This is a genomic window from Corynebacterium flavescens, from assembly GCF_008693105.1.
Lineage (GTDB): Bacteria > Actinomycetota > Actinomycetes > Mycobacteriales > Mycobacteriaceae > Corynebacterium > Corynebacterium flavescens.
This window is the reverse complement of sequence record NZ_VXKK01000026.1, coordinates 193,140-207,241: the sequence shown is the minus strand read 5'-3', so window position 1 is coordinate 207,241 and position 14,102 is coordinate 193,140. Positions and strand designations below refer to the sequence as shown.

Sequence of the window (14,102 nt, the reverse complement as noted above, 5' to 3'; positions counted from 1 at the left end):
GTTGCTCACATTGTGAGATTGACTATTTGCTTGGAGCCATCGCTTTGGGCCCGCGCGCGAGCGCGACGTGGCCGGATTGAATGAGCTCACGAATGCCGAAGGGCTCGAGCACCTCCAGCAAAGCGGCGAGCTTGCCCGGGGTTCCGGTTGCCTCGACGACAACGGATTCCTGTGCCACGTCTACGACGCGAGCGCGGAAAATGTTGACCGCGTCAACCACCTGGGGGCGGTTGGAATTATCAGCGGCAACCTTGACCAACATGATGGCCCGGGCCACGCTCGAATCCTCCTCCAGCTCTACAACCTTGATCACGGGGATGATCTTGTTGAGCTGCTTCGTAGCCTGCTCGATGACGATATCGGAGGCGTCGACGACAATGGTCAAACGGTTGATACCCTCCGTCTCGGTGCGGGCCGAGACTAAGGAAATCAGGTTATAGCCGCGGCGGGTGAACATTCCGGACACCCGTGTGATGATTCCATCTATATCCTGGACTAGTACTGACAGGGTATGGCGAGTAATCTCCGTGGATCTCATTGGTCTTGGGCCTCCTCCAAGGTCTCGTGGATTTCAGCAGGTTCTTCGGCCGCTGACTCGTTTTCATCGAAGAGCGGGCGCAGGCCGAGCGCGTACTGAATCTCCTCGTTGGACTTTCCGCCACCAATCATCGGCCACACCTGAGCATCCTGGCCAACAATGAAGTCGATGACGACAGGACGGTCATTGATGGTGCGCGCCCACTCGATAGCCGGCACGACCTCTTCTTCCTTGGTGACGCGAATAGACTCGCAGCCCAATGCCTCCGCCAATTGGACGAAGTCCGGCACGTAGACTTCCTGCTCACGCAGCTTGGTGCTCGAGTAGTTCTGTCCGAAGTACAAGGTCTGCCATTGGCGGACCATTCCCAGGTTACCGTTATTAATAACAGCAACCTTGACCGGGAAGCCCTCGACCGCAGCCGTGGTCAATTCCTGGTTCGTCATCTGGAAACAACCATCGCCGTCGATGGCCCAGACCTCACGGTCCGGCTCGGCCGCCTTGGCGCCCAGCGCTGCAGGAACTGCGTAGCCCATGGTTCCCGCGCCGCCGGAGTTGATCCAGGTGCGGGGACGCTCGAAGTCGATGAACTGCGCCGACCACATTTGGTGCTGGCCCACACCTGCACAGTAAATGGCATCCGGCCCCACAGTCTCGCTGAGTTTCTCCAGCACGAACTGCGGATTAAGCATGCCGTCAGCGGTGGGCTCGTAGCCCCGCGGGAAACGGTTCTTGAGATCTTCAAGGTATGCCAACCACGCCGAGATTTCCGGCGGATTCGCCGTGGAGTCGTTGCGGTAGGTCTTTGTCAGCTGCAACAAGACCTCCCTGGCATCGCCCACGATGGGGACGTTGGCTTCGCGGATCTTGCCAATCTCAGCCGGATCAATGTCGGCATGGATGACCTTCGCGTGCGGCGCGAAGGTCGAGGTATCCCCTGTTACGCGATCGTCGAAACGAGCGCCGATGGCGATAAGCAGATCCGCGCGCTGCATTGCAGCCACAGCGGGAACCGTGCCGTGCATTCCGGGCATCCCGAGGTGTTGCGGGTGTCCGTCCGGGAAGGATCCCAAGGCCATGAGCGTAGTCACGACGGGGATACCGGTGTATTCCGCAAACTCGAGGAGTTCGCGGGAGGCTTCGGCCTTGATGACTCCGCCGCCGACGTAGAGCACCGGCTTCTCCGACTTGGCAATAAGCTTGACAGCCTGCGAAATCTGCCGAGGGTGCGGTGTGGTGGTCGGCTTATAGCCCGGCAGGTCGAAGCGGGCCGGGAAAGAATAATCCAGATAAGAGTTCTGGACGTCTTTAGGAATATCCACCAAGACGGGGCCAGGGCGACCGGTCGAGGCCAAGTGGAAGGCCGCCGCGATTGCTCCAGGAATGTCTTGAGGATCGGTAACAATGAAGTTGTGCTTGGTAATAGGCATGGTCACGCCACGGATATCGGCCTCTTGAAAGGCGTCAGTACCCAAAAGCGTGCGGCCCACCTGCCCGGTAATTGCCACTACAGGTACCGAGTCCAAATTGGCATCCGCCAGAGGCGTTACCAGGTTGGTAGCCCCCGGACCCGAGGTGGCGATGCACACGCCGACCTTTCCGGAAGCCTGAGCATAGCCCTCAGCGGCGTGCCCGGCACCCTGCTCATGGCGAACAAGCACGTGACGGAGCCGGGTTGACTCATAGAGTGCGTCATAGAGCGGAAGCACGGCGCCGCCCGGAATGCCGAATACTAGGTCGGTTCCGAGATCTTCAAGGGTGCGGACAATAGCTTGGGCGCCGGTGATGCGCTCGGGGCGCTGCTTTCTCGCAGACGCCACCGACGCGGGGGTCGGCGGTGTGGAAGCTGCCACGATGTGAATGCTCCTTGGTTTAGCGTTTCGATACTGCTGCTTCGGCTTCTTCGATCCCGATGGTGGTGGGCGAAGTCCTCACATTGATCCTGCGACCTAGGTGCGGCCACATATAAGCAAAGCCCCCGTCACAACCTCAGGTGAGAGGCTGGCGAGGGCGCTTGCTTTCGACGACAAATAGTCTTTACGGCAAGCGCCGCACTAGTACTACCTGAAGTCGAATGTTGATCATGCGGACGACTTTACACTGACAGTTATCAATCCGCAGCCATATGCCCCGCAACCCTACCCCCGTTTTGGAATCTCCTTCCCACTTAATGGGACGCGCCACCATAGGGCGGCTAGCCGAATCACGTCAACGTGAATTAGCATGAGGAACCATGACCCAATCAACGCCTCCAGGGAATCACCCGCCGACCGAGGTTTTCAAGCCAGCACGCGACCATATCCTGGCCATCGCCCTGCTGACTGGGATCGCCCTGCTCAGCATCAGCTGGGCGCCTCAATATCTAGCCTGGCTTCTCATCATCCCAGCGCTAGCGCTGTGGTGGGTCATTAAATCTCGTACCAGAGTTTCTGAGAGCGGAATCTCCGTTTCCTATGCCTTCCGCGCCAACACCTCCATCACCTGGAAAGACTTCGCCGGCATTGGATTCCAACGCGCCCACGCCTTCGCGCGCACCAAAGATGGCCGCCAGTTCACCCTTCCCGGAGTTACCTTCAACTCCCTTCCGCGGCTGGCAGCCGCCTCACGAGGCCGCATCCCCGATGCCCTCACGGCCGGTCAGGAAGCTGCAGATGACAAGGTCGTGGTAATTCACCGCGATGGCCGGCAAGTACTTCTCAACAAGGACGATTACGAGCAGTATCGCGCCGAGCACCCCGATGTAGAGGGTACTGAGAAATAAAGTCGGCGTACCCCGCCGCCTGCACCGAGATAGTTATTCACCTAGTTAAGAAAGTCCTCCCACCCCATGTTCCCGCTTCGTTCTAAAGTCACCACGGTCGGCCGCAAGGCCTCTGGTGCCCGTGCCCTGTGGCGCGCCACCGGAACCAAAGAAAACGAGTTCGGCAAGCCCATCGTGGCGATCGCCAACTCCTATACCCAATTCGTGCCCGGTCACGTCCACCTCAAAAACGTCGGCGACATCGTTGCCGAGTCCATTCGCGCCGCCGGTGGCGTACCGAAAGAATTCAACACCATCGCCGTGGATGATGGAATCGCCATGGGCCACGGCGGAATGCTCTATTCGCTTCCCTCCCGCGAGATCATCTCCGACTCAATCGAGTACATGGTCAACGCGCATACCGCTGACGCACTCGTGTGCATCTCCAACTGCGACAAGATCACCCCAGGCATGCTCAACGCCGCGCTGCGTCTGAATATCCCCACGATCTTCGTCTCCGGTGGCCCGATGGAAGCCGGAAAGGCCGTCGTCGTCGACGGCGTTGCAAAGGCTCCGACGGATCTCATCACCGCCATCACCGCTTCTGCCTCCGATGACGTCTCGGATGCGGACTTGCGCATCGTCGAAGAGTCGGCCTGCCCCACCTGTGGTTCCTGCTCGGGTATGTTTACCGCCAACTCCATGAACTGCCTCACCGAGGCCTTGGGATTGGCGCTGCCGGGCAATGGCACCACGCTGGCTACCCACACTGCTCGGCGCGCACTGTTCCGCAAGGCCGGCGAGACCATTGTCAAGCTGTGCCAGCGCTACTACGGCGAAGAAGATGAGTCGGTTCTGCCGCGCAACATCGCCACCAAGGAAGCCTTCACCAACGCGATGAGCCTCGATATGGCCATGGGTGGATCGACCAACACGATCCTGCACACCTTGGCCGCTGCACAAGAGGGCGAGGTGGATTTCACCCTCGATGACATCAACGAGATCTCCTACCGAGTGCCCTGCCTATCCAAGGTCGCGCCTAACGGCAACTATCACATCGAGGATGTCCACCGCGCCGGCGGCATTCCGGCCATCCTCGGCGAGCTGCGCCGTGCTGGACACCTCAACCTCAAGGTGCACACCGCGCTCTACGATAACGCGGAACAATGGCTCGATGATTGGGACATCCGCAACGGCAAGGCTCTAGAAGAGGCCCGCGAGCTCTTCTACGCAGCACCGGGTGGCGTTCGCACCACGGAGCCCTTCTCCCAGTCCAACCGTTGGGAGTCGCTCGATACCGACCAGGCTAACGGCTGCATCCACGACGCCGAGCACGCCTTCTCCTCAGATGGCGGGCTCGTGGTCCTGCGCGGCAACCTGGCCCCCAACGGCGCAATAGTCAAGGCCGCGGGCGTCGAGGAAGAGCTCTGGAAGTTCTCGGGCCCCGCACGGGTCGTCGAATCCCAGGAAGAGGCCGTCTCCATCATCTTGAAGCGCGAGGTCAAGGCGGGAGACGTCATCGTCATCCGCTACGAGGGTCCAGCCGGTGGTCCGGGCATGCAGGAAATGCTGCACCCCACCTCCTTCCTCAAGGGCTCTGGCCTGGGTAAGGCTTGTGCTCTCATCACTGATGGGCGCTTCTCCGGAGGCACCTCCGGGCTTTCCATTGGCCACATCTCCCCCGAGGCCGCGCACAAGGGCATCATCGGCTTGGTGGAGAACGGCGATACCATCACCATTGACATCCACGAGCGCCTCCTTAGCTTGGACGTTGATGCAAAGGAGCTGGAGCGGCGTCGTCTAGCGCAGGAGGAGCGCGAGAACCCATGGACCCCGGTCGAACGCGATCGCAAGGTCACCAAGGCTCTGCGTGCTTATGCCCACATGGCTACCTCCGCAGACCGCGGCGCGGTCCGCATCGTTGACGGTCGCGTGGACTAACGCACCCCGCTCAAGGGACGCGGCTGGGGTTTTTGAATACCAGCCGCGTCCCTTGCGCGCGTCTGACGCCTCATAACCTATCCTTAAACGCGATGAAACCCGCACACTCTATTCTTCGCCACACGCTCACGGCGTTTGGCCTCATCGTCGGTGTCATTGGCACGTGGCTCCACACTCGCTTCACGGACTTCCCCATTGACATGGTTATCTACCGCAAGGGCGTCAAGGCCTATCTGGAGGGACGCTCCGTCTACTCAGAGCCGATGATGGCGGGCGATGTCGCCCTGCCCTTCATCTACCCACCCTTCGGGGCCTTTGTCATGGTGCCGCTCACGACCTTTGGGTGGATCGACAACGATATGGCGGGCAACATCATGATTGTCCTATCCAACATACTCGTGCTGGTCTGCCTCTACTTTGTATTCCAGGCCATCCTGCCAAAGCGCGATCTACTGTGGCCGGTGGTGGCCTGCGTGTGGGCCCTCGACATGGCCATAGAGCCCATTCGGCTCAACAATGATTTCGCGCAGATCAACATCGTTGTCATGGCACTCGTTGTCCTTGACCTTGTTCCGCGCAAGCGCTGGCTGCCCCAAGGAATACTTATCGGCCTTGCCGCTGCCATCAAGATCACCCCGCTGGCCATCTTGCTCTACTTCCTGTTGCGCAAGGAGGCTCGGCCCATCTTCACGGCTTTAGCCAGCGCCGTTGTGGCCACTGTGGTGGCCGGGCTCTTTCGCTGGCAGGCCTTCGTGGAGTTCTTCTCCACCAAGCTCTTCGCTTTGGGTTCCGGTTCCAACGTGGGTGTAGCCACAGAATACCAATCCAACAGCTCCATCAAGGGTGCTTTGCAGCGCCTCTTCTCCTCTGCGGAGTCGATGGAAGCACAATCAACGCTGTTGAACGTGACGTGGCTAGTTCTTTCCCTCGTGGTGATTGTTTGCGGCTCGGCGCTCATCCTCGCGCTCCTCAAGCGCTCCATGCTTGTCGACGCCCAGCTCATCACCGCACTCGTCATGCTGCTCATCTCACCGGTGTCTTGGTCGCACCACTGGGTATGGCTCAGCCTTGTCCTGCCTGTATTCATCTACCGGGCGTGGACGTGGCGCCATCACACGTGGGTCGCGGGCTCCCTGCTGACAGTATTGGTGGCGTGGCTCGCCATGCTCGTCACCGTCCCGCCTAAGTGGTGGTTCGGTGATGCCATCAATGTCTTTGCCATGCCCTTCTATCAGAAGTTCCTCGTCGATGACTTTGTTTGGCTGGCGCTCATTTCGGTAGCGCTTTACGCAATCTGCCTACGCACTGTTCCAGCCACCGCTCACAGCTCCTCCCCCGCGAGCTCCCGCAGCGCGGCTATGTGAGAGTCAAAGGCCGCGAGCCCCCGAGCATTGAGAGTCACCCACACTGTGTCCTTGGCGCGGGTGGCACCGTACTCGCGGAAGCGGTCGACGTAGCCCGCTTTTTCCAGCACGCCCAAGTGCTTGGAAAGGGTGGGATCACTAACCCCCAACTCTTTCCTCAGCGCGGAGAACTTCATCTCGCGCCGCAGAGACTTTTCCACCGCGCCCCGCGCCTTGAGGACGGCGCAGATTTTAAAGCGCGGCAGCGGGTAGATGACCGAATCTATCTCCCCCATGATCTAGCTCCGCGCGTTGACATCAAGCATGCGGGTCTGCAGCACCCAAAAGATGGCTATGGCCCAGCACACTGCCAGGAGGAGAGCCCAAGGCAGGCGGGAGGAGAGAAGAATGAAAAAGCTGCCGGGCAAGAGGATGATTGCTATGGCGATGAGATACTGCATATTCGGCTTGACCTGGGTTTCCGGTGCCTGCCGGTAGGAGGTACGCACCTTCGGGTGTGAATACGCCAAACCCACGACGCTTGCAATATAAACCACAGCCAAGATAAGCAGTCCACTCCATGCCGGCCACTGTGGGCCCTGTGTCAAGATGAGAAAGAACCCAGGCACAGCGAGCGCAATGGCGAGATTAAGGAGCCACCGAAAGCGGGAGCCACTGCGAGACTGAGCAGTGACTTGTTCTTGAAATTCTAGAGACTTCCTTGCGACGTCCTTGTGGACTTTCTGATCTTCACCCCTGCCATCCATGCCGGGTCTCCTTTCTCGCCCTTAAGCGCGGCCCTTACATACCCACGCGCTTGCTTTCCTTTAGGGCAACTATAACAGTTTCCAACCAGGAAAGTATGAGAAAGCACAGGCTAGGACAGTGGGTTCACTCCCGCTCCAAACCACCACAGTGCAGCTGCTGCGGCCACCGCAACGACGACCCAGATCCAGGAAGATGCCAAGGGGCGGCGCGCCCAGCTGCGCTTGAAGTCGAGGGAGACAAACCCAGGCCCGCTGAACTGCAGCGCCACGGCGAGTAGCACGAGGATAAGAGCGAGCCAGACCTGCGCCGGCCAGGCAAACACATCGAAGCCGGCGCCCGCAAAGGCCACGGTATGCAATAGGCCAAAGGCGGTGACAACCACACCCACCGCCGCCGCGAAGGGGAATACCAAGCCAAAGAGTAAGAACGCGCCGGCCACCAGCTGCAAGGTCGGTACAACGATGGCGAGCACAGCGGGCATGGCGTAGCCGGCATACTCCGCCTCCAGCCCACTTAGCCCCTCATTGCCGCCCAGCCCAAAGAAGGTTCCCAGCCCCGCGACGATAAGGTAGGCGCTCAGCGCAATACGAGCAACGAAGAGCCCGAAGTCTAGAGTTCCACGGCGGCCATAGGCGCGATAGCCTTCCGCAGACTCAGTGGCAGTCTCTTCCTCGCCAGCTGCCGCATCCTGAATGTCATCATCCTGGGAGGGAGTAGGCATCGCCGCCGGCGCAAGAAGAGTCTCGGGATGTGCCTGCGGCGAAGCAGTCTCCGAAGCGGCGGCCGGGGCGAAGTCCTCGTCATGATAAGCCGCAGCGGGCTCGTCCTTCGATACAGAGAGCACCTCCGTCTCCGCAGGCTCAGCAGATCGCGCAGGCTCTGCGTCTTGTTGTGCAGCCTCCGGCTGCGCGGCAGGCGCAGGCATAATCTCGGTGGGCTCGCTGGCCACCGGTTCTATCTTTTGGGGAGCGGCGCGGCCCGCCCAGGAAAAGACATCCTTCTTGGGCTGCTCCTTGGAGACCGGGGGGCGAATAGCTTCCGTCTTACTGCCTGCTGGACCAGAATCCGCAGCTGGCTTGGGGGGCTCCTTATCAGCAGGTGCAGGAGCAGGCTCTGGGGCGGCCTTGCGCGCAGAGGGTGAATAAGTGGGAACGTCAACGTCCTCATTAAGGTCAGTGGCTTTATCAGGGGTGTTCTTATCGCTCATGTCTCCAACTTAGGGCAGCTGCCGGCGCGTTCGGCGCAGACGCGACGGCGTGGCACTGACTTTCTGCCTCCTCCCTCGGCCTAGACCAGACCATTGCGCCGGATCGGAAGCGGCGCTACCATGGCCTTAAGAAGTTGTTGACACATATACAATTAACGCCTCCGGCCTTCCTAGCCGGGGCCAGAGGCCACCACTAGCACCGCGAATGGAGAAGAAGATCATGAGTACACACAAAGATGCCGACTGGACAGAGGATGCCCACAACGCCTCCCCGGACGGGGAGTTCGTCCGCGATACCAACTACATAGAAGATCGCATTTCCCCCACAGTCTCGGAGCCCACTAAGCACAGTGACGGCACCTTCTTGTGGCCCATGGAGGCAGGTCGTTACCGTCTCATTGCCGCGCGTGCGTGCCCTTGGGCACACCGCGCGGTGATTACCCGCCGCCTCATGGGACTGGAGGGCGCCATTTCATTGGGACTGGCTGGCCCCACGCACGATGTTCGCTCCTGGGCATTCAACGTCGATCCGGGAAATATTGACCCGGTTCTCGGCATTGCCCGGCTGCAGGAGACCTACTTCAACCGCTTCCCCGACTACCCGCGTGGCATTACTGTTCCCGCGCTCGTGGAGGAGTCCACCGTGCGCGTGGTCACCAACGATTACAACTCGCTGGTGCGTGACTTCATCACCGCCTGGACCCCTTTCCACCGTGCGGGCGCACCGGATCTCTACCCGGCCGAGCATGCCGCAGAGATAGACAAAGTCAATGACTACGTTTTTCGCTCCATCAACAATGGTGTCTATCGCTGTGGTTTTGCCGGTTCCCAGGAGGCCTACGAGAAGGCCTATGCCCAGCTCTGGGAGGCGCTTGATTGGGCCGAGCAGCACCTAGGCAAACAGCGCTACCTGGTCGGGGAGCACATCACCGAGTCCGACATCCGGCTCTATGCCACCCTCATTCGCTTCGATCCCGTCTACTACGGGCACTTCAAGTGCTCGCGCACCAAGATCGCCGAGATGCCGAATCTACGCGGTTATCTCCAGGAGCTCTTCCAGCTCCCGGGCTTCGGCGATACTACCGATTTCACGGAAATCAAAGAGCACTATTACATCGTCCACAAGGAAATTAACCCCACCCAGATTGTCCCCGTGGGCCCGGACATGTCTTGGCTCATGGAGGCTCACGGCCGCGAGCGCTTCGGCGGACAGCCCTTCGCTAAAGGCACTACCCTGCCTGGCCCGGTACCTGCGGGAGAAAAAGTTAAGAATCCCGAGCCTTTCCAAGCTTCGATGGTGCCAAAGCCCTAGCCGCATCCAGCACGTCCCGGGTCAGGGCTTCGAGTACTTCCGATTCCAGGCGCCAACGTTGCCAGTAGAGGTCGATGTCGAGCGGCTTGTCGTCAAGAAGTACCAACTGCCCCGCCTTGAGTAGTTCGCGCGCCTGCAACTTAGAGATAAGCCCCCACCCTAGCCCGCAGCGTACCGCCTCCAGGTATCCCTCCGATGAGGGGATCTGTGACACCCGCGCGCGCACCACGTGAGAATCGATAAAGCGCTCTCGCATGGCATCGTTGACCGTCTGATCATTGGGCCCGTAGCCCACGAGCGGCATAGTTTCCCAGGTTATCTCCCCCGCCGCAAACTCCCGGGCCAGCCGCGGGCAGGCCACCGCGTGATAGCGCATGGTACCGATGAAGCTGGATTCACACCCGGATACCGGCGTGTGCTCGCGCGTGACGGCGCCGAGCACGTCCCCGCGCCGCAGCAAGGCCAGTGTGCGGGCCTCGTCCTCGATCCGGATGCGCAGCGCCGCCTCCCCCCGCCGAGCAGTCTCATCGATGACCCCGCGAAACCACGTGGCCAAAGAATCCGAGTTGATGGCCACAGACAAAGGCACGCGCGCTAGGCGACGCCCCAGCGCCACGTCCGTCTCCGCCTGCAGCAGCGCCATGCGTCGCTCCGCCTGAACAATAATCTCCCCCGCATCCGTGGCGGTGACGGGGTTGGTGCGCCGCAGAAGAACTCGCCCCGTGGCGGCCTCCAGCGATTTAATCCTTTGGCTTACTGCCGAAGGCGAGATACCAAGCACCGCGGCGGCCACCTCGAAGCTGCCTTCCTCGACGATGGTGAGCAAAGTTTCCAGGTGAATAGGGTTCATGAAGCTATTCTAAACCATATTAAGAGAGTTTAACTGGACTTCATATAAGCCCGAAGGCACACTAGGCGCATGATGATTTTGCTCGCCGGTTTTATAATGGGTCTCTCCCTCATCGTGGCCATTGGTCCCCAGAACGCCATGATTATTAAGCAGGGAATCAGGAGAGAGTACGTCACCCTCATCCTGGCTGTCTGTGCCTTGTCAGACGTCATCTTGATCTTCTCCGGCACCGCAGGCGTGGGCTACCTAGTAGACCGCCACCCCGAGCTCTTGACCATTATGAAGTACCTGGGTGCGGCCTACCTGAGCTACTTTGCCTATACCTGCTTCCGCGATGGGCTGCGCCGGCGCGAGTCCACGACTACCCTCGAGCAATCCGCTCCGGCTAGCGTGGAGGAAGTAGGCTCCTTCGACGGCAGCGCGCGCGGCGGCACGCTACTCACTCGCGTCAAGACTAAGCGTCGCACCGCCACCCGCCCGTGGCTCAAGCCCCTGCTCACTGCGCTCGCCCTGACCTGGCTGAACCCCGCGGCATATGTCGATACCGTAATAATGGTGGGCAGCATGGCCAATCAATATGGCGAGTCCGGACGCTGGATCTTTGCCGCCGGCGCCATCACCGCCAGCTTCACGTGGTTTCCCTTCATCGGCTATGCCGCCACCCGCTACTCCCACGTGCTCTCGCGGCCACAGGTCTGGCGCATGCTCAATATCGCCATCGGCTTCATGATGGTCGCCTTGACCCTCAAGCTTCTATTGCACTAACGCAGCTCAATGCAGCGACTGACACAATGCGGCTTTTGGCACAGAGCCCCTAAAAGGTGTCCGTGTCAATAACGAAGCGGAACCGTACATCACCAGCAACAACACGGTCATAGGCGTCATCCACCTCATTGATATCTATCTTCTCGATGACAGCGCCGAATCCATGCTCGGCGCAGAAATCGAGCATCTGCTGGGTCTCTGTGATGCTGCCGATGTTATTGCCCGTAAGCACCTTACCGCCGCCGATAAGGCTGCCAGCCCGGACAGCGAGTGCCTCCGGAGGCAGTCCAACAATAGACATCGTGCCGCGCGGCTTAAGCAAACCAAGATAGGCATCGAGATCGTAATGCGCAGAGATGGTTGAAAGGATGAAATCGAACTCACCGCGGTGGTTCTTGAAGAAGTCCGGGTCCTCCCCCGTAGCCAGCGTGCGTACCGCTCCCAGCTTCTTCGCGTCCTCTTCCTTGCGGCGGCTGCGCGAGATGACAGTGACCTCCGCGCCCTTGGCCGCAGCGATCTGCACGCCCATGTGCCCGAGCCCGCCGAGCCCGACGATAGCCACCTTCTGCCCCGCCTGAACGTTCCAGCGCGCCAGCGGAGAATAGGTGGTGATTCCGGCGCAGAGCAGCGGCGCTGCCTCATCGAGGTCGATTCCCTCCGGAATGTTCAGGACGAAATGCTCGTTGACCACGATCTTCTGCGCGTAGCCTCCTTGCGTGATGGTGCTATCAACATCAGTGCTGTTGTAGGTGCCCACATTACCCCGCAGGCAGTCTTGCTCCATGCCTTGGAGGCACTGCTCGCATTCGCCACAGGAGTTGACCATGCAGCCCACGCCCACGCGGTCACCCACCTGGAACTTGGTCACTTCATCGCCTACTGCTGAGACAACTCCGGCGATCTCGTGTCCGACGGTCAGTGGGAAGTGAGCCTCGCCCCACTCGTTGCGGATGGTGTGGATATCAGAGTGGCAGATGCCTGCGGCTTTGATGTCGATGAGGACATCATCGGCGCGCAGGTCACGCCTTTCGATCTCCACCACGCGGAAGGGCTCCTGCGGGGCGGTTTTCTGTAGTGCTTTAGTCTTAATTCCCATGGGCGACCATGGTACCTGGCTTAGTTCAACTTTGCGGCGATGAGCTTGTTGACCTGCGCGGGGTCCGCCTTGCCGCGGGTAGCCTTCATCACGGCTCCCACGATTGCACCTGTTACCTTCTTGTTTCCGGCGCGGTACTTCTCCACGATGTCGGGATTAGCAGCCAGGGCCTCATCGACGGCCTTTTCGATAGCACCGTCATCACGAACGACCTCCAAGCCGCGCGCCTTTACCACCTCATCGATGTCACCCTCGCCAGCGAGCACGCCGTCAACAGCCTTGCGCGCCAGCTTGGTGGTGAGCTTGCCCTCCTTGATGAGCCCGATGACGCGTACCACCTGCTGCGGGGTAATAGGCAGAGCAACCAACTCGACACCGGCCTCGTTGGCCTTGCCGGCTAGGTAGGATACCCACCAGGAACGCGCCTCAGAGGGCTGCGCGCCTGCCTCGACCGTGGCAATGATGAGGTCAAGCGCGCCGGCGTTGACAAGGTCACGCATCTCCTCATCCTTGATGTCCCACTCCTGCTGGATGCGCGCGCGGCGAATCCACGGCATCTCCGGTAGGGTCTGGCGAATTTCCTCGACCCACTCGCGCGGGGCGATAACCGGCGGCAAGTCCGGATCGTTGAAGTAGCGGTAATCATCCGCCGTTTCCTTCGGACGACCCTTGGAGGTGGTTCCATTGGTCTCTTGATAATGACGAGTCTCTTGCTCGATGCTGCCGCCATCCTCCAAGACGCGGGCCTGGCGCTGCATTTCAAAGCGCACGGCCTGCTCAACCGAGCGCAAAGAGTTAATGTTCTTCGTCTCCGTCCTCGTGCCAAACTCCTCTTGGCCGATGGGGCGCAGGGAAAGGTTCGAGTCAACGCGCATCGATCCCTGATCCATACGGGCATCGGACACACCGAGTGCTGCTACCAGCTCACGCAAGGCTCCCACGTAGGCTTTCGCCACCTCCGGGGCACGGGCACCCGCACCGATGATGGGCTTGGTAACAATCTCGATGAGGGGAATCCCGGCGCGGTTGAAATCCACCAGGGAGGTGGTTGCGCCTTCGATACGTCCGCCGACGCCACCGAGGTGGGTGAGCTTGCCAGTATCTTCTTCCATGTGTGCGCGCTCGATCTCCACGCGCCACTTCGTTCCATCCTCGAGAACAACATCCAGGTATCCGTTGTAGGCAATGGGCTCGTCATACTGCGAGATCTGGTAGTTCTTGGGCTGATCTGGGTAAAAGTAGTTCTTACGTGCGAAACGCGAGGACTCCGCAATCGAGCAATTGAGCGCCAGGCCAATCTTGATGGCGCCCTCTACGCCCTTGGCGTTGACCACAGGCAGCGCGCCGGGCAGGCCCAGCGAGACTGGGTCAACGTTGGAGTTGGGGGCTGCAGAGAAGTTCGTCGCCGAGGAGGAGAACATCTTGGTCTGGGTATTGAGCTCGACGTGGACCTCCAGGCCCATCACCGGATCAAAGGTTTCGAGGACTTCATCAAAGTCCATGAGGTCATACATCGCAGCAGTCATGCGTGCCATCTTAATA

The 14,102-nt window shown here is 60.1% G+C and carries 13 protein-coding genes; 5 read left to right on the top strand and 8 right to left on the bottom strand.

Annotation, left to right across the window (positions count from 1 at the left end):
- Positions 1-22 precede the first annotated feature (22 nt).
- Positions 23-538: an acetolactate synthase small subunit gene (gene ilvN / locus F4V60_RS05280; RefSeq protein ID WP_075729672.1), complete on the bottom strand. Its 516-nt coding sequence runs from the start codon at positions 536-538 to the stop codon at positions 23-25.
- Positions 535-2,391 carry an acetolactate synthase large subunit gene (locus F4V60_RS05275; protein ID WP_075729671.1) on the bottom strand — a complete coding sequence of 619 codons (1,857 nt, stop codon included), beginning with the start codon at positions 2,389-2,391 and terminating at the stop codon, positions 535-537. Before F4V60_RS05275 ends, ilvN begins: the two co-directional genes overlap by 4 nt.
- Before the next feature lie 380 nt (positions 2,392-2,771).
- Between F4V60_RS05275 and F4V60_RS05270 the strand changes: the two genes are divergently transcribed.
- From F4V60_RS05270 to F4V60_RS05260, 3 genes are all read left to right on the top strand, one after another.
- The gene (locus tag F4V60_RS05270; RefSeq protein WP_075729670.1) at positions 2,772-3,299 is read left to right on the top strand and encodes a PH domain-containing protein; all 528 of its coding nucleotides are present in this window, start codon (positions 2,772-2,774) and stop codon (positions 3,297-3,299) included.
- Positions 3,300-3,365: 66 nt separating this feature from the next.
- Positions 3,366-5,219 (top strand): dihydroxy-acid dehydratase, encoded by a 1,854-nt coding sequence (gene ilvD / locus F4V60_RS05265; RefSeq protein ID WP_075729669.1) that lies wholly within the window; start codon positions 3,366-3,368, stop codon positions 5,217-5,219.
- 92 nt (positions 5,220-5,311) lie between these two features.
- Positions 5,312-6,583: a glycosyltransferase 87 family protein gene (locus tag F4V60_RS05260; protein WP_075729668.1), complete on the top strand. Its 1,272-nt coding sequence runs from the start codon at positions 5,312-5,314 to the stop codon at positions 6,581-6,583.
- On the opposite strand, the gene F4V60_RS05255 is transcribed toward F4V60_RS05260, so the two are convergent.
- The 3 genes from F4V60_RS05255 to F4V60_RS05245 all read right to left on the bottom strand — a co-directional run bounded on the left by F4V60_RS05255 (position 6,541) and on the right by F4V60_RS05245 (position 8,537).
- Positions 6,541-6,858, bottom strand: coding sequence for a transcriptional regulator (locus F4V60_RS05255; RefSeq protein WP_075729667.1), 318 nt, complete (start codon positions 6,856-6,858; stop codon positions 6,541-6,543). The two genes, F4V60_RS05260 and F4V60_RS05255, sit on opposite strands and share 43 nt — an antisense overlap.
- A 3-nt stretch (positions 6,859-6,861) precedes the next feature.
- On the bottom strand, positions 6,862-7,329 hold the full coding sequence (locus tag F4V60_RS05250; protein ID WP_075729666.1) for a hypothetical protein: 468 nt from the start codon (positions 7,327-7,329) through the stop codon (positions 6,862-6,864).
- Positions 7,330-7,439: 110 nt separating this feature from the next.
- Positions 7,440-8,537, bottom strand: a complete 1,098-nt coding sequence (locus F4V60_RS05245; protein ID WP_075729665.1) for a DoxX family membrane protein — start codon at positions 8,535-8,537, stop codon at positions 7,440-7,442.
- 220 nt (positions 8,538-8,757) lie between these two features.
- Between F4V60_RS05245 and F4V60_RS05240 the strand changes: the two genes are divergently transcribed.
- Positions 8,758-9,849 carry a glutathione S-transferase family protein gene (locus F4V60_RS05240; protein WP_084559143.1) on the top strand — a complete coding sequence of 364 codons (1,092 nt, stop codon included), beginning with the start codon at positions 8,758-8,760 and terminating at the stop codon, positions 9,847-9,849.
- Here the strand turns inward: F4V60_RS05240 and F4V60_RS05235 are convergent.
- Positions 9,803-10,699: a LysR family transcriptional regulator ArgP gene (locus F4V60_RS05235; RefSeq protein WP_075729663.1), complete on the bottom strand. Its 897-nt coding sequence runs from the start codon at positions 10,697-10,699 to the stop codon at positions 9,803-9,805. The two genes, F4V60_RS05240 and F4V60_RS05235, sit on opposite strands and share 47 nt — an antisense overlap.
- Positions 10,700-10,768: 69 nt before the next feature.
- On the opposite strand from F4V60_RS05235, the gene F4V60_RS05230 reads away from it, so the two are divergent.
- Positions 10,769-11,464: a LysE/ArgO family amino acid transporter gene (locus F4V60_RS05230; RefSeq protein WP_075729662.1), complete on the top strand. Its 696-nt coding sequence runs from the start codon at positions 10,769-10,771 to the stop codon at positions 11,462-11,464.
- A 49-nt stretch (positions 11,465-11,513) separates the two neighbouring features.
- Here the strand turns inward: F4V60_RS05230 and F4V60_RS05225 are convergent, their stop codons facing one another.
- Together F4V60_RS05225 and gatB are read right to left on the bottom strand one after the other, a co-directional pair.
- Positions 11,514-12,560, bottom strand: a complete 1,047-nt coding sequence (locus F4V60_RS05225) for an NAD(P)-dependent alcohol dehydrogenase (RefSeq protein ID WP_075729661.1) — start codon at positions 12,558-12,560, stop codon at positions 11,514-11,516.
- 20 nt (positions 12,561-12,580) lie between these two features.
- Positions 12,581-14,086, bottom strand: coding sequence for an Asp-tRNA(Asn)/Glu-tRNA(Gln) amidotransferase subunit GatB (gene gatB, locus F4V60_RS05220; RefSeq protein ID WP_075729660.1), 1,506 nt, complete (start codon positions 14,084-14,086; stop codon positions 12,581-12,583).
- Positions 14,087-14,102: the final 16 nt, after the last annotated feature.